Annotated in this window: 21 protein-coding genes; 18 read left to right on the top strand and 3 right to left on the bottom strand. The window is 43.3% G+C overall.

The features are described from left to right. Nucleotides 1–103 precede the first annotated feature (103 nt). From mltG to MY9_RS13500, 8 genes are all read left to right on the top strand, one after another. On the top strand, nucleotides 104–1,186 hold the full coding sequence (gene mltG / locus MY9_RS13535) for an endolytic transglycosylase MltG (RefSeq protein ID WP_014664791.1): 1,083 nt from the start codon (nucleotides 104–106) through the stop codon (nucleotides 1,184–1,186). A gap of 151 nt (nucleotides 1,187–1,337) precedes the next feature. Continuing rightward, complete coding sequence (locus tag MY9_RS13530; RefSeq protein WP_014664790.1) at nucleotides 1,338–1,991, top strand: O-methyltransferase; 654 nt, start codon at nucleotides 1,338–1,340, stop codon at nucleotides 1,989–1,991. Between the two features lie 5 nt (nucleotides 1,992–1,996). Further along, entirely contained in the window at nucleotides 1,997–2,926 is a 930-nt protein-coding gene (locus tag MY9_RS13525; RefSeq protein WP_014664789.1) for a peptidase U32 family protein, read from the top strand. An 18-nt stretch (nucleotides 2,927–2,944) separates the two neighbouring features. Further along, nucleotides 2,945–4,213, top strand: a complete 1,269-nt coding sequence (locus MY9_RS13520) for a peptidase U32 family protein (protein WP_003229802.1) — start codon at nucleotides 2,945–2,947, stop codon at nucleotides 4,211–4,213. 6 nt (nucleotides 4,214–4,219) lie between these two features. Next, a complete protein-coding gene (gene udk, locus MY9_RS13515) occupies nucleotides 4,220–4,855 on the top strand; it encodes a uridine kinase (RefSeq protein ID WP_003225916.1) in 636 nt (211 codons plus the stop codon). A 250-nt stretch (nucleotides 4,856–5,105) separates the two neighbouring features. Then, entirely contained in the window at nucleotides 5,106–5,579 is a 474-nt protein-coding gene (gene greA / locus MY9_RS13510; protein WP_004399078.1) for a transcription elongation factor GreA, read from the top strand. A 53-nt stretch (nucleotides 5,580–5,632) separates the two neighbouring features. After that, a complete protein-coding gene (locus tag MY9_RS13505; protein WP_014664788.1) occupies nucleotides 5,633–7,387 on the top strand; it encodes a peptidoglycan D,D-transpeptidase FtsI family protein in 1,755 nt (584 codons plus the stop codon). A gap of 64 nt (nucleotides 7,388–7,451) precedes the next feature. Continuing rightward, a complete protein-coding gene (locus MY9_RS13500) occupies nucleotides 7,452–8,147 on the top strand; it encodes a YrrS family protein (protein WP_014664787.1) in 696 nt (231 codons plus the stop codon). Between the two features lie 36 nt (nucleotides 8,148–8,183). Here MY9_RS13500 and MY9_RS13495 read toward each other — a convergent pair whose 3' ends face one another. Beyond that, nucleotides 8,184–8,387: a YrzA family protein gene (locus MY9_RS13495; protein ID WP_014477495.1), complete on the bottom strand. Its 204-nt coding sequence runs from the start codon at nucleotides 8,385–8,387 to the stop codon at nucleotides 8,184–8,186. Nucleotides 8,388–8,579: 192 nt separating this feature from the next. On the opposite strand from MY9_RS13495, the gene MY9_RS13490 reads away from it, so the two are divergent. From MY9_RS13490 to MY9_RS13470, 5 genes are all read left to right on the top strand, one after another. Beyond that, a complete protein-coding gene (locus tag MY9_RS13490; protein ID WP_014664786.1) occupies nucleotides 8,580–9,221 on the top strand; it encodes a class I SAM-dependent DNA methyltransferase in 642 nt (213 codons plus the stop codon). 20 nt (nucleotides 9,222–9,241) lie between these two features. Further along, nucleotides 9,242–9,937 (top strand): 5'-methylthioadenosine/S-adenosylhomocysteine nucleosidase, encoded by a 696-nt coding sequence (mtnN, locus tag MY9_RS13485; protein WP_014664785.1) that lies wholly within the window; start codon nucleotides 9,242–9,244, stop codon nucleotides 9,935–9,937. A 61-nt stretch (nucleotides 9,938–9,998) separates the two neighbouring features. Continuing rightward, the gene (locus MY9_RS13480; RefSeq protein WP_014664784.1) at nucleotides 9,999–10,922 is read left to right on the top strand and encodes an O-acetylserine dependent cystathionine beta-synthase; all 924 of its coding nucleotides are present in this window, start codon (nucleotides 9,999–10,001) and stop codon (nucleotides 10,920–10,922) included. A gap of 1 nt (nucleotide 10,923) precedes the next feature. Then, the gene (locus MY9_RS13475; RefSeq protein WP_014664783.1) at nucleotides 10,924–12,063 is read left to right on the top strand and encodes a bifunctional cystathionine gamma-lyase/homocysteine desulfhydrase; all 1,140 of its coding nucleotides are present in this window, start codon (nucleotides 10,924–10,926) and stop codon (nucleotides 12,061–12,063) included. Between the two features lie 82 nt (nucleotides 12,064–12,145). Continuing rightward, the gene (locus MY9_RS13470; RefSeq protein ID WP_003237358.1) at nucleotides 12,146–12,376 is read left to right on the top strand and encodes a YrhC family protein; all 231 of its coding nucleotides are present in this window, start codon (nucleotides 12,146–12,148) and stop codon (nucleotides 12,374–12,376) included. 33 nt (nucleotides 12,377–12,409) lie between these two features. Here MY9_RS13470 and MY9_RS13465 read toward each other — a convergent pair whose 3' ends face one another. Together MY9_RS13465 and fdhF are read right to left on the bottom strand one after the other, a co-directional pair. Continuing rightward, nucleotides 12,410–12,892: a DUF1641 domain-containing protein gene (locus MY9_RS13465; protein ID WP_014664782.1), complete on the bottom strand. Its 483-nt coding sequence runs from the start codon at nucleotides 12,890–12,892 to the stop codon at nucleotides 12,410–12,412. An 18-nt stretch (nucleotides 12,893–12,910) separates the two neighbouring features. After that, the gene (gene fdhF, locus MY9_RS13460; RefSeq protein WP_081483682.1) at nucleotides 12,911–15,853 is read right to left on the bottom strand and encodes a formate dehydrogenase subunit alpha; all 2,943 of its coding nucleotides are present in this window, start codon (nucleotides 15,851–15,853) and stop codon (nucleotides 12,911–12,913) included. A 315-nt stretch (nucleotides 15,854–16,168) separates the two neighbouring features. Here fdhF and MY9_RS13455 point away from each other — a divergent pair, with 315 nt between their 5' ends. The 5 genes from MY9_RS13455 to MY9_RS13435 all read left to right on the top strand — a co-directional run bounded on the left by MY9_RS13455 (nucleotide 16,169) and on the right by MY9_RS13435 (nucleotide 19,184). After that, a complete protein-coding gene (locus MY9_RS13455; RefSeq protein WP_014664781.1) occupies nucleotides 16,169–16,537 on the top strand; it encodes a DUF2294 domain-containing protein in 369 nt (122 codons plus the stop codon). A gap of 261 nt (nucleotides 16,538–16,798) precedes the next feature. Continuing rightward, on the top strand, nucleotides 16,799–17,599 hold the full coding sequence (locus MY9_RS13450; RefSeq protein WP_014664780.1) for a formate/nitrite transporter family protein: 801 nt from the start codon (nucleotides 16,799–16,801) through the stop codon (nucleotides 17,597–17,599). A 391-nt stretch (nucleotides 17,600–17,990) separates the two neighbouring features. Then, nucleotides 17,991–18,140 carry a YrzI family small protein gene (locus MY9_RS13445; protein WP_004399102.1) on the top strand — a complete coding sequence of 50 codons (150 nt, stop codon included), beginning with the start codon at nucleotides 17,991–17,993 and terminating at the stop codon, nucleotides 18,138–18,140. Between the two features lie 155 nt (nucleotides 18,141–18,295). Continuing rightward, nucleotides 18,296–18,454 (top strand): hypothetical protein, encoded by a 159-nt coding sequence (locus MY9_RS21620; RefSeq protein WP_134975278.1) that lies wholly within the window; start codon nucleotides 18,296–18,298, stop codon nucleotides 18,452–18,454. 187 nt (nucleotides 18,455–18,641) lie between these two features. Then, nucleotides 18,642–19,184, top strand: a complete 543-nt coding sequence (locus MY9_RS13435) for a class I SAM-dependent methyltransferase (protein WP_014664777.1) — start codon at nucleotides 18,642–18,644, stop codon at nucleotides 19,182–19,184. Nucleotides 19,185–19,317 lie beyond the last annotated feature (133 nt).

Raw genomic sequence — 19,317 nt, 5'->3', positions numbered from 1 at the left:
TATACTGCTCCGGTTTTTTTCTGCTTGATGCAGGCCTCTTTTTGTAATAAATTGCCGAAATACAATGAATCATGTAGTATAAGAGCTGATGGGAGGAGACCTAATGTATATCAATCAGCAAAAAAAATCGTTTTTTAATAAAAAAAGAATCATACTGTCTTCCATTGTTGTGCTGTTTCTCATCATTGGCGGGGCATTTTTATATGGGAAATCATTGCTTGAACCTGTTGAAAATGACAGTAAAACGGCAGTGAATATTAACATTCCGAGCGGTTCGTCTGTTTCAGCCATCGCATCGATATTAAAGAAAAATGATGTCATAAAAAGCGAGAAGGCATTTCAGTACTATGTGAAATATAAAGGTGCTTCCGGGTTTCAGGCCGGATTCTATCATCTGAATAAAGGAATGGATTTAGATGCCATTATTCAGAAGCTGACAAGCGGGGCTACAGGCTACGCTTTTCAAATCACAGTGACTGAGGGAGCACAGCTGACCCAAATCGCAGCTGCTATTGCTGATGAAACGAAATACTCGAAAAAACAAGTCATAGCGAAGCTGGACGATGAAACATTTATCAATCAGCTGAAGAAAGAATTCCCGGACACTGTGACAAACGATGTTTTCAATCAAAACATTAAGCACCCGCTTGAAGGGTACCTATTCCCGGCTACATACCCTTTTAACGATCCGAACACATCACTTGAAGACATTATCAAGGCAATGATCAAGCAGACAAATTCTTATGTGGAAACATATAAATCAGAAATGAAGAAAAACAAACTTTCTGTGCATAAGCTGCTGACGATGGCTTCTTTAATTGAAGAAGAAGCGACAGAAAAAGCCGACCGCCATAAAATTGCGAGCGTCTTTTATAACCGCCTGAAAAAGAAAATGCCGCTCCAAACAGATCCGACCGTCCTGTACGCGGCAGGCAAGCATAAAGATCGGGTTCTTTATAAGGATCTGGAAATCGATTCACCATACAATACGTATAAAAACACAGGACTGACGCCAGGGCCGATCGCCAATGCCGGCATGTCGTCATGGGAAGCGGCGCTGCATCCGGATAAAACGGACTATCTGTATTTCTTGGCCAAATCAAATGGTGAGGTCGTATTCACAAAAACGCTAAAAGAGCATAATAAAGCAAAAGAAAAATACATTTCCTCAAAAAATGCGAAATAAAAGGAGAGCAAAAAGCTCTCCTTTTGTTCGCTTTCCGCAAGGTTTTATGATAAAATATATCGGGTTGTTTACCGATGTATCATGATGTATTCAGAGAGTGTCCTGTGCATAAGACTGGGGCACTCCTTTTTAGAACGGGAGGCTGTTTGTAGTGACTGACCGGTATGAACAAATAAATGACTATATAGAAGCATTATTAAAGCCTCGGCCGGATAACGTGAAGAAGCTTGAAGCATATGCAGAAGAACATCATGTCCCGATCATGGAAAAAGCGGGCATGGAGGTGCTGCTTCAAATTTTGTCTCTGAAACAGCCGAAAAAAATACTAGAAATCGGAACGGCCATTGGTTATTCTGCCATTCGAATGGCGCTGGAGCTGCCGTCTGCTGAAATATATACAATTGAACGCAATGAGAAACGGCACGAAGAAGCGGTAAACAATATCAAGGAATTTCAGCTTGATGACCGGATTCATGTTTTTTACGGAGATGCGCTTGAATTAGCTGACGCCGTTCATGTAACTGCGCCTTACGATGTCATTTTTATTGACGCTGCAAAAGGTCAGTATCAAAACTTTTTTCATTTATATGAACCGATGCTTTCACCGGACGGGGTGATTTTAACGGACAACGTGCTGTTTAAAGGTCTGGTGGCAGAGGATTACAGCAAAATAGAACCGAAGAGAAGGCGCAGGCTTATAACAAAAATTGATGAATATAATCATTGGCTGATGAATCATCCGGATTACCAAACTGCGATTGTTCCTGTCGGGGACGGACTTGCGATTAGTAAAAAGAAGAGGTGAACGTCATGAAAAAACCAGAGCTCTTAGTGACGCCGACAAGTACGGCTGACATTTTGCCGCTCATACAGGCGGGAGCAACTGCGTTTTTAGTTGGGGAACAGAGATACGGCTTGAGATTGGCCGGAGAGTTTTCTTGTGAAGATGTAACGAAAGCCGTAGAGATTGCCCACAAAGAAGGGGCAAAAGTATATGTTGCTGTAAATGCAATTTTCCATAACGATAAAGTGGGTGAGCTTGGCGAATATCTGGCTTTCTTAGCGGAAGCCGGTGTCGATGCAGCGGTATTCGGCGATCCTGCCGTGCTGATGGCTGCCCGTGAATCTGCGCCTGATCTGAAGCTTCATTGGAGTACAGAAACAACAGGCACCAACTACTATACATGCAACTACTGGGGGCGCAAGGGCGCGGCGCGTTCTGTGCTTGCCAGAGAATTAAACATGGATAGCATTGTCGAAATGAAAGAAAATGCTGAAGTCGAAATTGAAATCCAGGTGCATGGAATGACGTGCATGTTCCAATCGAAGCGTTCTCTGATTGGAAACTATTTTGAATATCAAGGCAAAGTCATGGACATTGAAAGAAAGAAAAAAGAATCTGGCATGTTTTTGCACGATAAAGAACGTGATAATAAATATCCGATTTTCGAAGATGAAAACGGCACTCATATTATGAGCCCGAACGATGTGTGCATCATTGATGAGCTCGAGGAATTGATAGATGCCGGAATTGATTCCTTCAAAATTGACGGTGTCCTGAAAACGCCTGAATACTTAATAGAAGTCACCAAAATGTACAGAGAAGCAATTGATTTGTGCGTGGAAGACCGTGACGAATACGAAGCGAAAAAAGAAGACTGGATTGAACGCATTGAAAGCATCCAGCCAGTGAACAGAAAAATCGATACCGGATTCTTCTTCAAGGAAACGGTTTATTAATCAAAAGGAGGTTAAGCTATGACTGCCGTAAATGATAAAATATCCACAATCGTCAATGGTAAGCGTGTGATTACGAAAAAGCCGGAGCTTCTCGCACCTGCGGGTAATCTTGAAAAGCTGAAAATCGCTGTTCATTACGGAGCGGACGCGGTCTTTATCGGAGGACAGGAATACGGGCTGCGCTCGAATGCCGATAACTTTACGATCGAAGAAATCGCAGAAGGCGTTGAATTCGCGAAGAAATATGGCGCGAAGATTTATGTAACAACGAATATTTTCGCTCATAATGAAAACATGGACGGGCTTGAAGACTATCTAAAAGCGCTTGGAGATGCCAACGTTGCCGGCATCATTGTGGCGGATCCGCTTATTATCGAAACATGCCGCAGAGTGGCGCCGAATGTTGAGGTTCACTTGAGCACACAGCAGTCTCTTTCAAACTGGAAGGCTGTCCAGTTCTGGAAGGAAGAAGGTCTTGATCGCGTCGTGCTGGCACGTGAAACAAGCGCTCTTGAAATCAGAGAAATGAAAGAAAAGGTAGATATCGAAATCGAATCCTTCATTCACGGCGCAATGTGTATTGCATATTCCGGCCGCTGCGTGCTGAGCAATCACATGACAGCGCGGGATTCCAACCGCGGAGGCTGCTGCCAGTCATGCCGCTGGGATTATGATCTCTACCAAACAGACGGTGCCAACGCCGTTGCTTTGTATGGTGAAGAAGATGCACCATTTGCGATGAGCCCGAAAGATTTGAAGCTGATTGAATCCATTCCGAAAATGATCGAAATGGGAATAGACAGCTTAAAGATTGAAGGCCGCATGAAATCCATTCACTATGTAGCAACTGTTGTCAGCGTATACCGCAAAGTAATCGATGCTTATTGCGCTGATCCAGAAAACTTTGTGATTCAAAAAGAATGGCTTGAAGAGCTTGATAAGTGCGCCAACCGGGACACTGCGACAGCTTTCTTTGAAGGAACGCCAGGCTATGAAGAGCAAATGTTCGGCGAGCACGCCAAAAAAACGACATATGATTTTGTCGGCTTAGTGCTGAATTATGATGAAGACACACAAATGGTCACGCTTCAGCAGCGCAATTTCTTCAAAAAAGGCGACGAAGTGGAATTTTTCGGTCCGGAAATCGAAAACTTTACACATACGATTGAAACCATTTGGGACGAAGACGGAAATGAGCTAGATGCTGCCCGCCATCCCCTGCAAATTGTCAAATTCAAACTAGACAAAAAGATTTATCCGAGCAACATGATGAGAAAGGGGAAGTAACAGCCCATGGGTAAGAATCCAGTAGTCATTGGAATCGCAGGAGGTTCCGGTTCAGGAAAAACGAGTGTCACACGGTCCATTTATGAACAATTTAAAGGACACTCGATTTTAATGATCCAGCAGGACCTTTATTATAAAGACCAAAGCCATCTTCCGTTTGAAGAAAGGCTGAACACAAACTATGATCATCCGCTTGCGTTTGATAATGACTATTTAATCGAGCATATTCAGGATCTATTGAATTATCGCCCGATTGAAAAGCCGATCTATGATTATAAGCTGCACACACGTTCAGAAGAAACGGTTCACGTAGAGCCAAAGGATGTTATTATCCTTGAAGGCATTCTTGTGCTTGAAGACAAAAGGCTTCGTGATCTGATGGATATCAAGCTTTACGTTGATACGGACGCTGACTTGCGTATCATCAGACGGATTATGAGGGATATTAATGAGCGCGGACGCTCTATTGATTCTGTCATTGAACAATATGTGTCAGTGGTCCGCCCGATGCATAATCAATTCGTCGAGCCGACCAAACGATACGCTGATATTATTATCCCGGAAGGCGGACAGAATCACGTCGCAATTGATCTGATGGTCACAAAAATTCAAACCATTCTTGAACAAAACGCGATTTTGTAATACCATAGCATAGACATAAATAACTCTGACCATATTATGTATAGGCAGGAAGGGAATGTGCGAATTCCCTTCTTTCCCTGTTTATAAACGCGAAATATTTGCAGAACGACAAGATTCAGTTTAAGATAAACAGTACCTATATGGGAGAGAAGAACGAGGACTGCCCTGTGTTCTCATTCTTGTATTTTTTAGTTTATGCTCTCATACATAATCGAAGATGTTGAGGGACAACCAGAAGGAGTGAAGGGACATGGCACAAGAGAAAGTTTTTCCTATGACTGCAGAAGGAAAACAGAAACTTGAACAAGAATTAGAATATTTGAAAACGGTTAAACGAAAAGAAGTAGTAGAGCGCATCAAAATTGCGAGAAGCTTCGGAGACCTTTCCGAGAACTCTGAATACGATTCAGCGAAAGAAGAGCAGGCATTTGTAGAGGGCCGCGTGACGACTCTTGAAAATATGATTCGCAATGCGAAAATCATTGAAGATGACGGCGGATCTAACGTAGTCGGCTTGGGTAAAACCGTCACTTTCGTCGAACTGCCTGACGGCGACGAAGAATCATATACGATCGTCGGAAGCGCTGAAGCTGATCCGTTTGAAGGGAAAATCTCAAACGATTCACCGATCGCAAAAAGCCTTTTAGGCAAAAAAGTAGACGAAGAAGTCACAGTTCAAACACCGGGCGGAGAAATGCTCGTGAAAATTGTGAAAATTTCATAATATCTGTTTAGCAGCGAAACACCTCGTCCACAATGTGGGTGAGGTGTTTTTTTATGATGATATCGAAACGAATGAAGCTGGCAGTCATCGCTTTTTTGATTGTATTTTTTCTGCTTCTGCTGAGGCTTGCGGAAATCCAGCTGTTCTTCACAGAATCATTTTCTAAAAAGAAAATCAATTTGATCCAAGAAAGTGTGAAACAGCGAACGGAGGAAGTGCTCATTTCTGATGGAAGAGGCTCTTTTTTAGATCGGAACGGGCGGGCGCTGACAGGCCAAAGCGAGCCTGCGGTTGTTTTGTTCCCTTTTCTGCTGACACAGGATTGGCCGATCAAAAAAGTTGCGGACATCCTCGGCATGTCTGAAGACGATTTGCGCCAGACACTAGGTAAGGCAAAAAAACCGGTCATTTTGCAGCAAAAGAAAATCAAAACACTTTCAAAACAATCTATCACAAAAATCAATTCTTTGAAATATCCCGGCATTTACGGCGTATATATGGAGAATGAAGACAAGCCAAGCCTTGCTTCACATACAATAGGGAGCACGAATCAAGATCCGGCGCTGCTCCGAAAGAAATATCCTGACAAGGAGAACCTTCCGATTACGACAGAAATCGGAACAACCGGTTTAGAACGGACATTTGATGAATTTTTGCTTCCGGAACAAGACACAAAGCTTTTATATCATGTGGACGGAAAGGGAAACCCTTTGTTTGGCATGGACGTCAAATATACAGCTGAAGCCAATACATTTTATCCGCTCCAGGTCAAAACAACGATCGATCAAAGCATTCAAAAAGCGATGGAGGAGGTATTGGATGAACAGGGGCTGAAAAAAGGAGGAGCTGTGCTGCTGGACATCGAAAATAGCAGCGTTTTGGGTATTGTAAGCAAACCTAATGCGGATGTGTCCCGGCAAAACACACTTCAAAATTATATGCTGACGCCAATCTATCCCGGATCAGTTTTTAAAACAGTTATTGCAGCGGCAGCAATCGAAAATAATACGGTGAAGCCGAGCCAAACCTTTAATTGCAATTTAAACCTGTACGGGGAACCGGGGGACGACAAAGGAACCTTGTCTTTTGATGAAAGTTTTGCCCAAAGCTGCAATTACACATTTACGAGTCTTGCAGAACAATTAATGAAAAAAGACAGCTCGGTTATTGAATATATGTCTGAGAAGCTGGCTCTCACTGATCGGGCAGGCTGGGAGGGAAAGCTGTACCACGAAACCGATTTCCGTCAGCTGTATAACGAAAAAAGCGGCGTGATATGGGGGGATGAAAAAGACAAATCAGTCAAAAAAGCCATTGCGCAAACAGCGATCGGGCAGAAAAATGTAAAGGTAACGCCGCTCGAGGTAGCCAATATGATGGCGACAATCGCCCGCGGCGGAGAAAAACGGCAGGTGAAAATTGCCGAACAAATTGAGTATAAGAATGGCACAACGCTCGTTACGTTTAAAGATCAGAAGCTTAAAGGAGAAACGATAGACAAATATACGTCACAGCAGCTTCAAAAAATGCTGCGGCGGGTGGTAGAATCTCCTTCCGGAACGGGCAGAAGGTTTCAAGATCTTCCGTATACTGTAGCAGGGAAGTCGGGCACAGCCCAGACAGGCAAGCTTTCAAAAGAGAAAGAAACGCTTTATGAAAAATGGTTTGCCGGATACTTTCCCGCGGATAAGCCGAAATACGCTCTTGTTGTTTTACACATGGATACACCGGGAGATAAGGCTCTGACAAATTCAGTGTTTTATGATATTGTTAAAAAAGTACACGAAATTGAAATCAATCAGAAATAGAACAACTTCTCAGCACATGTTAAAATATATGCTGAGCCAAGAGGGATAAAGGAGTGCAGAATTATTGAGCAATAATCAATCTCGTTATGAAAACCGTGATAAGCGCAGAAAAGCCAATTTAGTGCTTAACATTTTAATCGCAATCGTATCCATACTAATTGTCGTAGTAGCAGCGAATCTCTTCATTAACAGTCCTTCTAGCAAAGATGTCAGCAAGGATTCTGAAACGACACAAAAACAAGAATCTCCGGCTTCAGGAAAGACGGAAAAGAAATCGGATGAGGATATAAAAGACAGCAAGAAAGATACTTCTGACAGCGAAAAGGATTCTGAGAAGTCTTCAGATGCTGATTCAGATTCAAAAAAAGATGATTCTTCTTCTAAAAAAGATGACTCTGACTCAGATACAGCAGGTGACGGGCTTAAAGATGCAAAAGTTACAGAAGGCGGCTCATCAAGCGATGTGGAAAAAACGTATGAAAATTCTGACTGGAAAGCAGTCGGAACTGAGCAGACAGGCGAGCATGCCGCTACTTATGATTCAAGCTCACAAGACTGGGCTGAGATGCTAAAAGCCATTTCATATGCAACAGGTGTCTCAACAGATAACATGACGGTGCTCTGGCTCGGAAATAACGGCAGCCCTCAGGACGCCAAAGGCAAGATTTTAGACAAGGCGACTGGGAATAAATATCAAGTCACGATTACATGGGTTGATAAAAAAGGCTGGAAGCCGACAAAAGTAGAAAAGCTAAAATAAACAAAAGCAGCCGGGCTATAACCGGCTGCTTTTGTTTTAGGCTTCTGCTGCGAAATGAACCACCGCGCTATACAATATTCTTCCTTCTGCCACAGCAGTTTGGTGTGAAACAGATTTCACCCGGAGCATGATGGCTTTATTGTTTTCAATTTGTGTATTAATTTTCTTTTCAAGCTCCTGCAATGAAGCCGCTTCAAAAAATTCCACTTTGTCTTTAATCAGATCTAATTGAAAATTCATGTCTTGACCCTCCAGCTTTCACAAGTCATATGAAGTATAAGCTTTTTTGCAGTCTTTGCGCAATATGAGATGGCATAAAATACACAAAGTGTTTTAGTACCTGCTTTTCAGAAGATGTGGTATGATAGGAACTGTTCCATCGTTAATTCATAGTATACTTATAGGAATTATTAAATATGGAGTGTGACAAATATGGGACGTGAATTTATCCCTCTCTTTGAAGATTGGGCAGCAACTTATGATCAAACAGTACAAGGCTTTGATATTCAGTATAAAGAAGCGTTCAGAGGCTACGATCATATCCTTGATGCCATCGTCAGCAAATCTGGAATGCACGTGTTAGAATTTGGCCCGGGGACCGGGAATTTAACAGCAAAGCTGCTTGATGCGGGCAAAACTGTATTTGGAATCGAACCTTCTCCAGCAATGCGTAAACTGGCTTCTGACAAGCTTTCAGGCAGAACGGAAATCGTAGACGGAGACTTCTTGACATTCCCTAAGCCGCCATTTCAGGCTGATACCATTGTCAGTTCATACGCTTTTCATCATTTAACCGACGAAGAAAAGCGGGCCGCCATAAAGCAATATGGCAAATACCTTCATTTGCATGATAAAATAGTGTTTGCCGATACCGTCTTTGAAGATGCGCAAGCGTATCAACAGGCTATCGATAAAGCCCGTTCTCAAGGCTTCTATCAGCTTGCAAATGATTTAGAGACAGAACATTATCCTACATTGGATGCGTTGAAAGAGATGTTTACAGCTGAAAGTTTTGCAGTCCAATTCACTCAGCAAAACGACTTCGTGTGGATAATGGAGGCGATCAAACGGTAAAATGAAGGGAATGTGAATAGATGAAACTAGCAGTCATCGGAGCAATGGAAGAGGAAGTTACCATCCTAAGAAACAAACTTGAAAATGCAAAAACAGAAACAATCGCACACTGTGAATTTACAACTGGCGAATATGAAGGAACTGAAGTGATTCTTCTAAAATCAGGAATTGGAAAAGTGAATGCTGCTATCAGCACGACGCTTTTGCTTGACCGTTACAAGCCTGATTATGTGATTAACACAGGCTCAGCGGGCGGATTTCATCATACATTGAATGTAGGAGATGTCGTCATTTCCACTGACGTTCGCCACCACGATGTAGACGTAACGGCTTTTGACTATGAATACGGGCAAGTGCCAGGTCTTCCGGCTGCTTATCCGGCGGATGAAAAGCTGATCAGCATCACGGAAGAAGCGGTTTCCGAACTTGACGGCATTCAGGTTGCAAAAGGAACGATTGCAACAGGCGATTCTTTTATGAACGATCCGAAGCGGGTTGAAGAGGTGCGTGCGAGATTTTCTGATCTATACGCGGTTGAAATGGAGGCTGCGGCAGTGGCTCAGGTGTGCCATCAATTTAAAACGCCGTTTGTCGTCATCAGAGCGTTATCAGATATCGCAGGAAAAGAATCACATGTTTCATTTGACCAATTTTTAGAGCAGGCGGCTGTCAATTCAACAGAGCTTGTGTTAAAGGTGATCAAACGAATTCATTAAAACGGAGGCATGTTCTCCTCCGTTTTTCTAAAAACAACCTCTAATAAGGAGGAGGACATACATGACAGTGATTACGGACATTACCGAGCTGATTGGGAATACACCGCTTCTCCGCTTAAAGAACTTTGATGTTCCAGAAGGAGTCGCGGTGTATGCCAAGCTTGAAATGATGAATCCCGGCGGAAGCATCAAAGACAGACTGGGAGATATGCTGATTCGTGACGCGCTCGATTCAGGCAAGGTGAAGCCCGGCGGAGTGATTATAGAAGCGACGGCAGGCAATACAGGGATCGGCCTTGCGCTAAGTGCCAGAAAATATGGGCTCAAAGCGATTTTCTGTGTCCCGGAACATTTCAGCACAGAGAAGCAGCAAATTATGCAGGCGCTTGGAGCATCAATCATTCATACCCCGCGTGAGGACGGAATGCAGGGCGCCATTCAAAAAGCCATGCAGCTGGAGACTGAGATTGAAAATTCTTATTGTGTTTTGCAATTTAAAAACCGAGTAAATCCATCGACTTACTATAAGACGCTTGGACCTGAAATATGGGAAGCGCTTGACGGGAATATTCATACGTTTGTCGCCGGGGCAGGATCAGGGGGCACGTTTGCAGGAACAGCTTCCTACTTGAAAGAAAAAAATCCAGCAGTCAAAACGGTGATTGTTGAACCGGAGGGTTCGATTTTAAACGGAGGAGAGCCTCATGCTCATAAAACTGAGGGCATCGGCATGGAGTTCATCCCCGATTATATGAATAAGAATCACTTTGACGAGATCTACACCGTAACAGATGAGAATGCGTTTAGACTTGTGAAAGAAGCGGCAGAAAAAGAAGGCCTGCTGATCGGAAGCTCTTCAGGTGCAGCGCTTTATGCAGCATTGGAGGAAGCGAAAAAAGCATCCGCGGGAACTAACATTGTTACTGTATTTCCTGACAGCAGCGATCGATATATCAGCAAACAAATATACGAAGGAGGCATCTGATATGAAGAAAAAAACAATGATGATACATGGCGGAATCACAGGTGATGAGAAAACAGGCGCAGTTTCCGTGCCCATTTATCAAGTAAGCACGTACAAGCAGCCGAAAGCAGGGCAGCATACAGGCTACGAGTATTCAAGAACGGCCAATCCGACTCGAACCGCTCTCGAAGCACTTGTGACAGAGCTGGAAGACGGGGAAGCAGGCTATGCGTTCAGCTCAGGAATGGCTGCCATTACAGCAGTTATGATGCTGTTTAACAGCGGAGATCATGTCGTGTTGACTGATGATGTGTACGGCGGAACATACCGCGTGATGACAAAGGTGCTTAACCGTCTTGGCATTGAATCAACATTTGTCGATACGAGCAGCAGAGAAGAAGTTGAAAAAGCAATTCGTCCTAACACAAGAGCCATTTATATTGAGACACCGACAAACCCGTTGCTCAAAATCACCGACTTGACGCTCATGGCGGATATCGCAAAAAAATCAGGAGTACTGCTTATCGTAGACAATACCTTTAACACGCCTTATTTTCAGCAGCCGCTTACTTTAGGCGCTGATATCGTGCTTCATAGTGCGACAAAATATCTTGGCGGACACAGTGATGTCGTCGGAGGTTTAGTTGTAACAGCCTCGAAAGAGCTTGGAGAAGAGCTGCATTTTGTGCAAAACTCCACAGGCGGTGTGCTCGGCCCTCAAGATTCCTGGCTTTTGATGAGAGGAATCAAAACGTTGGGACTCAGAATGGAAGCGATCGATCAAAATGCGCGGAAAATCGCAAGCTTTCTTGAGAATCACCCTGCTGTCCAAACGTTATATTATCCCGGTTCTTCAAATCATCCCGGACATGAGCTTGCAAAAACGCAAGGATCTGGCTTCGGCGGCATGATCTCCTTTGATATCGGCAGTGAAGAACGGGTAGATGCGTTTTTAGGAAATCTGAAACTGTTTACCATTGCTGAAAGCTTGGGGGCGGTTGAAAGCTTAATTTCTGTTCCGGCTAGAATGACACACGCCTCTATTCCGAGAGAACGCCGGCTTGAGCTCGGCATTACGGACGGCTTGATCAGAATTTCTGTGGGAATTGAAGATGCGGAAGATTTGCTGGAAGATATCGGCCAAGCGCTTGAAAATATATAACAAATGGATAGAATTACTTTCTCTGTAAGTCGCCGGATTATATTATAATAGTCGTATACTATGAATCTGGCAGGTGATTCTTTTGAATAAAAATAGAATGAAATCTTTAAAAGAAGACTACAAGCATTTTGCTTTTACATTGCTTGCAGTCAGTACTTTTTTATATATAGGCGCAGTTCTCCCTGATCAAGGCTTAACATTAGGCCAGAAATCGACTATGTTTTTAGCGGATTGCGTATTTTTAGCCGGTGCCTTCTTTTGCGCTGACCGTTCACTTATTTACAAGAAGCGTTTGGAAGAAGCCGACGAATAAAAAACAGCCATCATCGCGATGGCTGTTTTTCTGTTATTTTTCTCGAAGTTCTTTTCCCATGCCTTTTAAAAACTGAAGGCCGAAGCCGACGGCTCTGTTGATGTCAGGATCGTTCATTGCTTTTAACAGGTCGAGAATCCCGACTTTCTTGTCTTCTTTTAAAAAGCTTTGTGCCTGTTCAGTCCCAGCCATTACGCTTTCTAAAAGCTTTGCTGTAAACTCAGGGTCGGCTTTTGTCAATGCGCCTCCGGCGGCCATCATCGTGTTGATGAGGTTGGTGACAGGCTCACGGGAAACCTGGCCAAGCGCAATCTTGGCAATGTCTTCCTTCGCTCTGAGCATGCTTGTTGCCGCGTCAAAAATTCCTAGATCATTGAGTTCATTCATTAAAGTCATCGTTTTAGAGACGGCGTCCTCGTTTTCCGCCAGCAGCTCTTTCAGTTCTTCTATTTTTTCAAGCTTCATTTGCTCGGCTGTTTTTGTTTCTTTTTTGATCGTCGTAATGGGAGTGGCCATTCGTTTTCCTCCTATCGGTTAATCAGTCAGATGGACATAGCCCGGGCGGTTCCATTTTCTTTCTGCTTCGACTCCGTTTTGCGGGTGCCGTTTTTTGTTGCGCGGATTTGTTTTTGGAAGCGGCGCTGTTTCACAGCCGCCAAGCACTTCCATGCGGACCTTTGTCTGTTTATAAGCAGGCGTGTTCGTCCGTTTATCAGCTGCAGGTCCCGTCAAGAAGTTAATCGCTGACTCCTTGTCTGTCGAGTTCATTGGCAGATAGAGTTCATTTTTCCGTACCCGATCTGTGATCAGCGCGTTCAATTTGACTGCTCCGAACGGAGAAACGAGGCGTACAAGCGAACCGTCACAAACACCTCGCTCTTGTGCAAGCTCAGGTGAGATTTCAACGAATACATTCGGCACTTTAGCTTGGATGCCTTTCGATTTATTTGTCATGTTTCCTTCGTGGAAATGCTCCAGCATCCGGCCGTTATTGATATGAAGATCATATTCCTCCGGAAATGCCGCTGGCTCAGTCCAATCAGAAAGGGCAAAGCGGGCTTTTTTGTCAGGGAAATTAAATCCGTCTTCATACAGAAGCGGTGTGCTTTCACCTGTGAAGCTGCCCCATAGGAAGCTGTTCCAGCCTTCTAGCACCTCATAGCTTGCTTTGGCAAACAGAGGAGAAAGGCTCGCCATTTCAGAGAAAATGTCACTTGGATGGCTGTAATTCCAATTCGCTCCTAAACGGTTTGCCACCTCTTGAATAATCCACCAGTCCGGCTTTGCGTCACCAAGCGTCGGAAGCGCCTGATACAATCGCTGCACACGGCGTTCTGTGTTGGTAAATGTTCCGTCTTTTTCAAGTGAAGGAGTGGCCGGCAAGACGACATCGGCATATTGAGCTGTTCTTGACAGGAAGATGTCCTGTACCACGAAGAAATCAAGGCTTGATAAAATATCATGCACATGGTTCGCGTTTGAATCGACCAGTGCCATATCCTCACCGACAAGATACATGGCCTTCATTTTGCCTTCTTCAATGGCATGAAGCATTTGAATATTATCTAAACCAGGCTTTCCTTCAATCTCGACACCGTATGCCTCTTCAAATTTAGCGCGGGCTTTGTCATCTGTAATATGCTGATATCCCGGCAGCCAGCCAGGCAACGTTCCCATATCACAAGCGCCTTGCACGTTATTGTGTCCGCGCAGAGGATAAGCGCCTGCACCCGGACGGCGATAGTTGCCCGTAGCGAGAAGCAGGTTTGATATGGCTGCTGATGTATCAGAACCGCCTGTATTTTGTGTGACACCCATTCCCCAAAGGACACAAGTGCCGTCAGCATCACGGATCATTTCAGCGATTTGGATGATGTTTTCTTTTGAAAGGCCTGTGATGCGTTCTGCATAATCAAGCGTATACGTTTTAAGGGTTTCTTTATAATCTTCAAAGTAATTGACGTTCTCATCAATAAACGTCTGATCGTGCCAGCCTTGGTCGATCATATATTTCGTAACAGCCATCAGCCAAACTTGGTCTGTGCCTTGTTTAGGGCTGATGAACAGATCAGATCGCTCAGCCATCTCATTTTTACGCAGGTCGGCAACAATCAGTTTTTGACCGTGGAGCTTGTGTGCCCGTTTGACGCGTGTTGCGAGCACTGGATGTCCTTCCGCCGGATTGGCGCCGACGATGATGACGAGACCGGCTTTGGCGATATCTTTAATCGTGCCGGCGTCACCGCCCATGCCGACAGTGCGGAACAATCCGTCTGTGGCAGGAGACTGACAGTAGCGTGAACAGTTATCGACGTTGTTTGTTTCAAATACCTGACGCGCTAGCTTTTGAATGACGTAGTTTTCTTCATTCGTAATTTTAGATGAAGAGATAAACCCGACAGAGCCTTTACCGTACTGCTCTTTAATTGATCCTAGTCTGCTTGCGACAAGATCGAGGGCCTCTTCCCAAGAAGATTCCACAAAAGCTCCGTTTTTACGGATTAAAGGCTTTGTGATCCGCTCTTCAGAATTGACGAAATCCCAGCCGAATTTCCCTTTGACACATGTGGAAATCGCGTTAACCGGAGCATCAGAAACAGGCTGGATCTTTAGAATATCCCGGCCTTTTGTCCATACTTCAAAAGAACATCCGACACCGCAGAACGTACATACAGTTTTTGTTTTTTTCGTTCTCGTTTCTCGCATTGCCGCTTCAACTTCCGAAATGGCAAAAATGCTGCCATATCCCGGTTCAACGTTTTTCACGAGGTCAATCATCGGCTCCATAACGTCCTCTTTAATGCCTGTCATAAAGCCAGCCTGACCGAGCATTGATTTTTCCATCAGTGCATTACATGGACATACTGTGACACACTGACCGCAGCTGACACAAGAAGATTCATTGATCGGAACTCCCTCATCCCAAATAACGCGAGGGCGTTCGCGTTCCCAATCGATTGAGAGTGTTTCATTTACCTGAAGGTTTTGACAGACTTCAACACACTGGCCGCAGGCAATACATTGGTTTGGATCATAGCGGTAAAAAGGATGAGACATATCAACCGCGCAAGAAGGATCTTCTTTTGGCGTATATGGGTATTTTTGATGCTCAATCCCCATCATTTCCGCTGTATTGTGCAGCGTACAGTTCCCATTGTTGTTATCGCAAACCGTACAATACAGCAAATGGTTTTCAAGAAGGCGGTCCATCGCCTCGGTTTGCGCTTCTTTCACTCGATTTCCCGAAAGATCAATTGACATTCCGTTTTCTGCGACCGTCGCGCATGAACGAACCAGCTTGCCATTTGCTTCTACAATGCAAGTATCACAAGTTTGAATCGGATCAACCTCAGGTACGTGGCAAATCTGCGGGTATTCAATTCCGTTTTCATTTAAAATATCTAAAATTGTGGCCCCTGCTCGTGCTTGAATTTCTGTTCCGTCTACACGGATACTGATCGACTTACCGTCCATCATATTCATATTCCCCTCCATCTTTCTTTCACGAAGTCAAAAAAAGCCATGTATAGATACACCTGTCCTTAATTCTAAGAAGGTGTAAACACACATGGCGGAATAGTTCACTAGCAAGTCTTACTAACAGACCAATCCTTGATTTTTATAAAACGATAGACTCATAACAAGATCCTATTACAAATCCATCAACACTGCTTTTATTATAAAGTGATATTTATTATAATACAATATGGTAGGAAAATTTTAACCAAGTGAAATGTCCTAAGGGGAACCGGGAAAAGCCTTTATAAGGCAATATCGGAAGGGGTAATCAGCATGTCTAAAAAAATTCACGAATTCAATGATATCATTCGAAAGCTTCGCAAAGAATTGTTCGGAAAAGGGCCTGAGCGAATTCATACTGTATTTGTAGAAAACATGGCAGTTTCAACGCTATACGGAAATCTGAGTGCAAGCGAGCAGTTTATCGCCCGTACGCCTGAAGGAAGAGAGATGGTGCATGCGGCTCGGACAAGCCTGATTCAAGACCTTTATTCCAAACAAACGCCAGAAGGGATGGAGGAACTTATGGGAGCTAAGCTAGTCCATTTGTTTTCTGATATTAAAATTGAGGAAAACATCGCTGTATCTGTATTTGTTTTTGACCGAAAAATAGATGATCAAAAAGAAGCTGTGCAAAGCTAGCATATTTGCCATTGACACAAATTTGTCACATTTGATATGATGTTGCTACAGTTATAGAAGGCTAAAGCAATGGAATGTATGCACGAACTGTATATATTCTCTTTCAATATCTTACATACTGCTTGATATTGTTGTATGGGTATGCATACAAGTTAGGCAGCATTCAAACGCCTGGTTTGACACAGGTTATTTGAGTGCTGTCTTTTTTATTGCCTTTCTTGCATAACTGTTAGAAAAGAAGAAGTATGGAGGCGTTTTATTATGGCTTTTCGAAAACCGGATGAAATAGCGGAAGCAGCAATAGAAGCAGGGATGAAAAAAATAAAGCTCCCGCTGCCGTCACTGCTTGTGCTGGGGTTTTTAGGCGGTGCATTTATCGCACTTGGGTATTTGCTTGATATCAGGGTGATCGGTGATCTTCCGAAAGAATGGGGGAGCCTGTCCAGTTTGATCGGTGCAGCAGTATTTCCAGTCGGTCTGATCCTTGTCGTTCTCGCTGGCGCTGAACTGATCACAGGAAATATGATGTCAGTTGCGATGGCGTTATTTTCGAGAAAAATATCAGTAAAAGAGTTGGCGATTAACTGGGGAATCGTCACAGTTATGAACTTAATCGGCGCATTGTTTGTTGCGTACTTTTTCGGGCATTTGGTTGGATTGACTGAAACAGGTCCTTATTTAGAAAAAACGGTTGCCGTTGCCCAAGGAAAACTCGATATGAGCTTTGGAAAGGTTCTCGTTTCCGGCATCGGCTGTAACTGGCTTGTATGTCTTGCAGTGTGGCTTTCTTTCGGCGCCCAAGACGCAGCAGGTAAAATCCTTGGCATCTGGTTCCCAATTATGGCTTTTGTGGCTATCGGATTTCAGCACGTTGTCGCCAACATGTTTGTGATCCCTGCTGCCATTTTTGCAGGCTCGTTCACGTGGGGGCAGTTTATCGGAAACATCATTCCTGCTTTTATCGGCAATGTCATCGGCGGAGCTGTATTTGTCGGACTCATTTATTTTATTGCATATCATAAGAAAGACCGCTCCAGAAAAGAAATGAAGCAGGTATCATGAGCAACGGGCAAAACCATTCGATGATTTGCACAATTTCAGTCCATTTTTAGAAAAAGATGTTTACAAAATGGAATTTGGTGGATATACTTACAAAGTAAGAAAAAAGAGCAAAGGAGGCTGAACCAAAATGACAATGAGACAACGACGTCAACCTGTACGTGATACACAAGGAAAAGTTCATGGTTTATTCAGCCTGTGGAAGAGTTCGTGTCCTTCCTTAACCGATGCTTATCGCACGCATTAAATTCGGAATAGTCGGACATACGCAACTCCCCGCAGGCAGTAGAGGCATTGGTGTCTTCTTTTGTCTGCGGTTTTTATTTGCCCGCGGCAGAAGGATTGATGCTGCGGGCTATTTCGCTTGGTGCGGACTTTGAAAGGGGGTGAGCATATGACGATTAACCTATTCTTTTTAACGTTAACGATAAAAAAACGGTTTAAGAGCCTGGAAGAATTCGAACGAGAACAGCAGATTGAGCAGATTTATGATGAAATGAAGGAGTCTCAGTTAAAGCATCTTTATTTAACAAACTGGCGCTAAAAGCAATAAAAAAACTGAAGGGGGAATGGCATATGCTTAGAATGGAATTATTGATGCATTATACAATGGAGAAGGACCAAGTTTAGCGAAACAGCTGTCAAGAAAATGCGCGCCTGCATATAGTAAATCAACGTTATTGTGAGGCAGGTGATGGCATCATGAACGATGATCAAAAAAGGCTGCCGTCGATTGGCCATGGTTATGCGTCCATGCCGCATTCCTTCAAACATGGCTATGGAAATCCGTTCCGACAGCAGAGGCTGATGGCAATGCAGCAGCAAAGGCTGTATGTATTCCCTTATCATTGGCATTAGAAAGAGGGCAGAAAACATTTTGTTTTCTGCTTTTTTTGCGGGAAAAATGAAAAAGTTTAGTTCTATCGAAACGTTTTTAGACACATTGCCGTCTAGTTGGTACCTTCCTTCCCTTTTAGAAAAGAAGATGATGTTTATTTTTCGAATATAATAAATAAACATAGGAAACCAAAAGCAGGTGTTTAAAATGCTAGAAAATAGACTCTATAAACGATCGAATCTTTGGAAATTATTTTCTCGGAAATATAAGCAAATTAAAACCATTGAGCATATGATGATTGACTCTATAGATATACAAGGAAATGACAGAATTTTAGAAATTGGAATCGGAAATGGCACTGTTTTTAAAAGCATAGCCAAGAAACTAGACAAGGGGAGCTTAAAAAGCATTGATCCTTCAAAGCGAAAGGTAAGGCAGATATCCCGTGCGAATCGAAAAAACATGGGGAAAGGGGAGGTTTTTCATGGCTTTCCAGAGAACCTTCCCTTTGATGACCGTATCTTTAATAAAGTGTTTTCTTTACATACGGTTCAGAGCTGCACCGATATTAGGCTTGCATTAAGAGAAATTTACAGGGTGCTTCAAATTGACGGCCGGTGTTACATCAGTATTGATGCAAATACCGGTGAAAAAGAAAAAACGTATATTCAACTGTTGAAAGACCAGCATTTCAGGGAACTTTCTGTCATCAGGCGTGATTCCTGTCTATGTATTGTGGCTGTTAAATAAAAAATTTCTCGGGAAATATATCCAAGGTCCTTACATTAGGGATTGGGTATATTTTCTTAATTTTTTATTTTTTGCATATACTTTATATTAAAAAAAGTTTTTTTCATATAAACTTATAACAGAAGAAAGAACA

Origin of the sequence: Bacillus sp. JS (assembly GCF_000259365.1) — a bacterium.
In the GTDB taxonomy this organism is placed as follows: domain Bacteria; phylum Bacillota; class Bacilli; order Bacillales; family Bacillaceae; genus Bacillus; species Bacillus stercoris.
The sequence above is the reverse complement of the archived record's forward strand: the minus strand, read 5'-3'. Positions and strand labels throughout refer to the sequence as shown.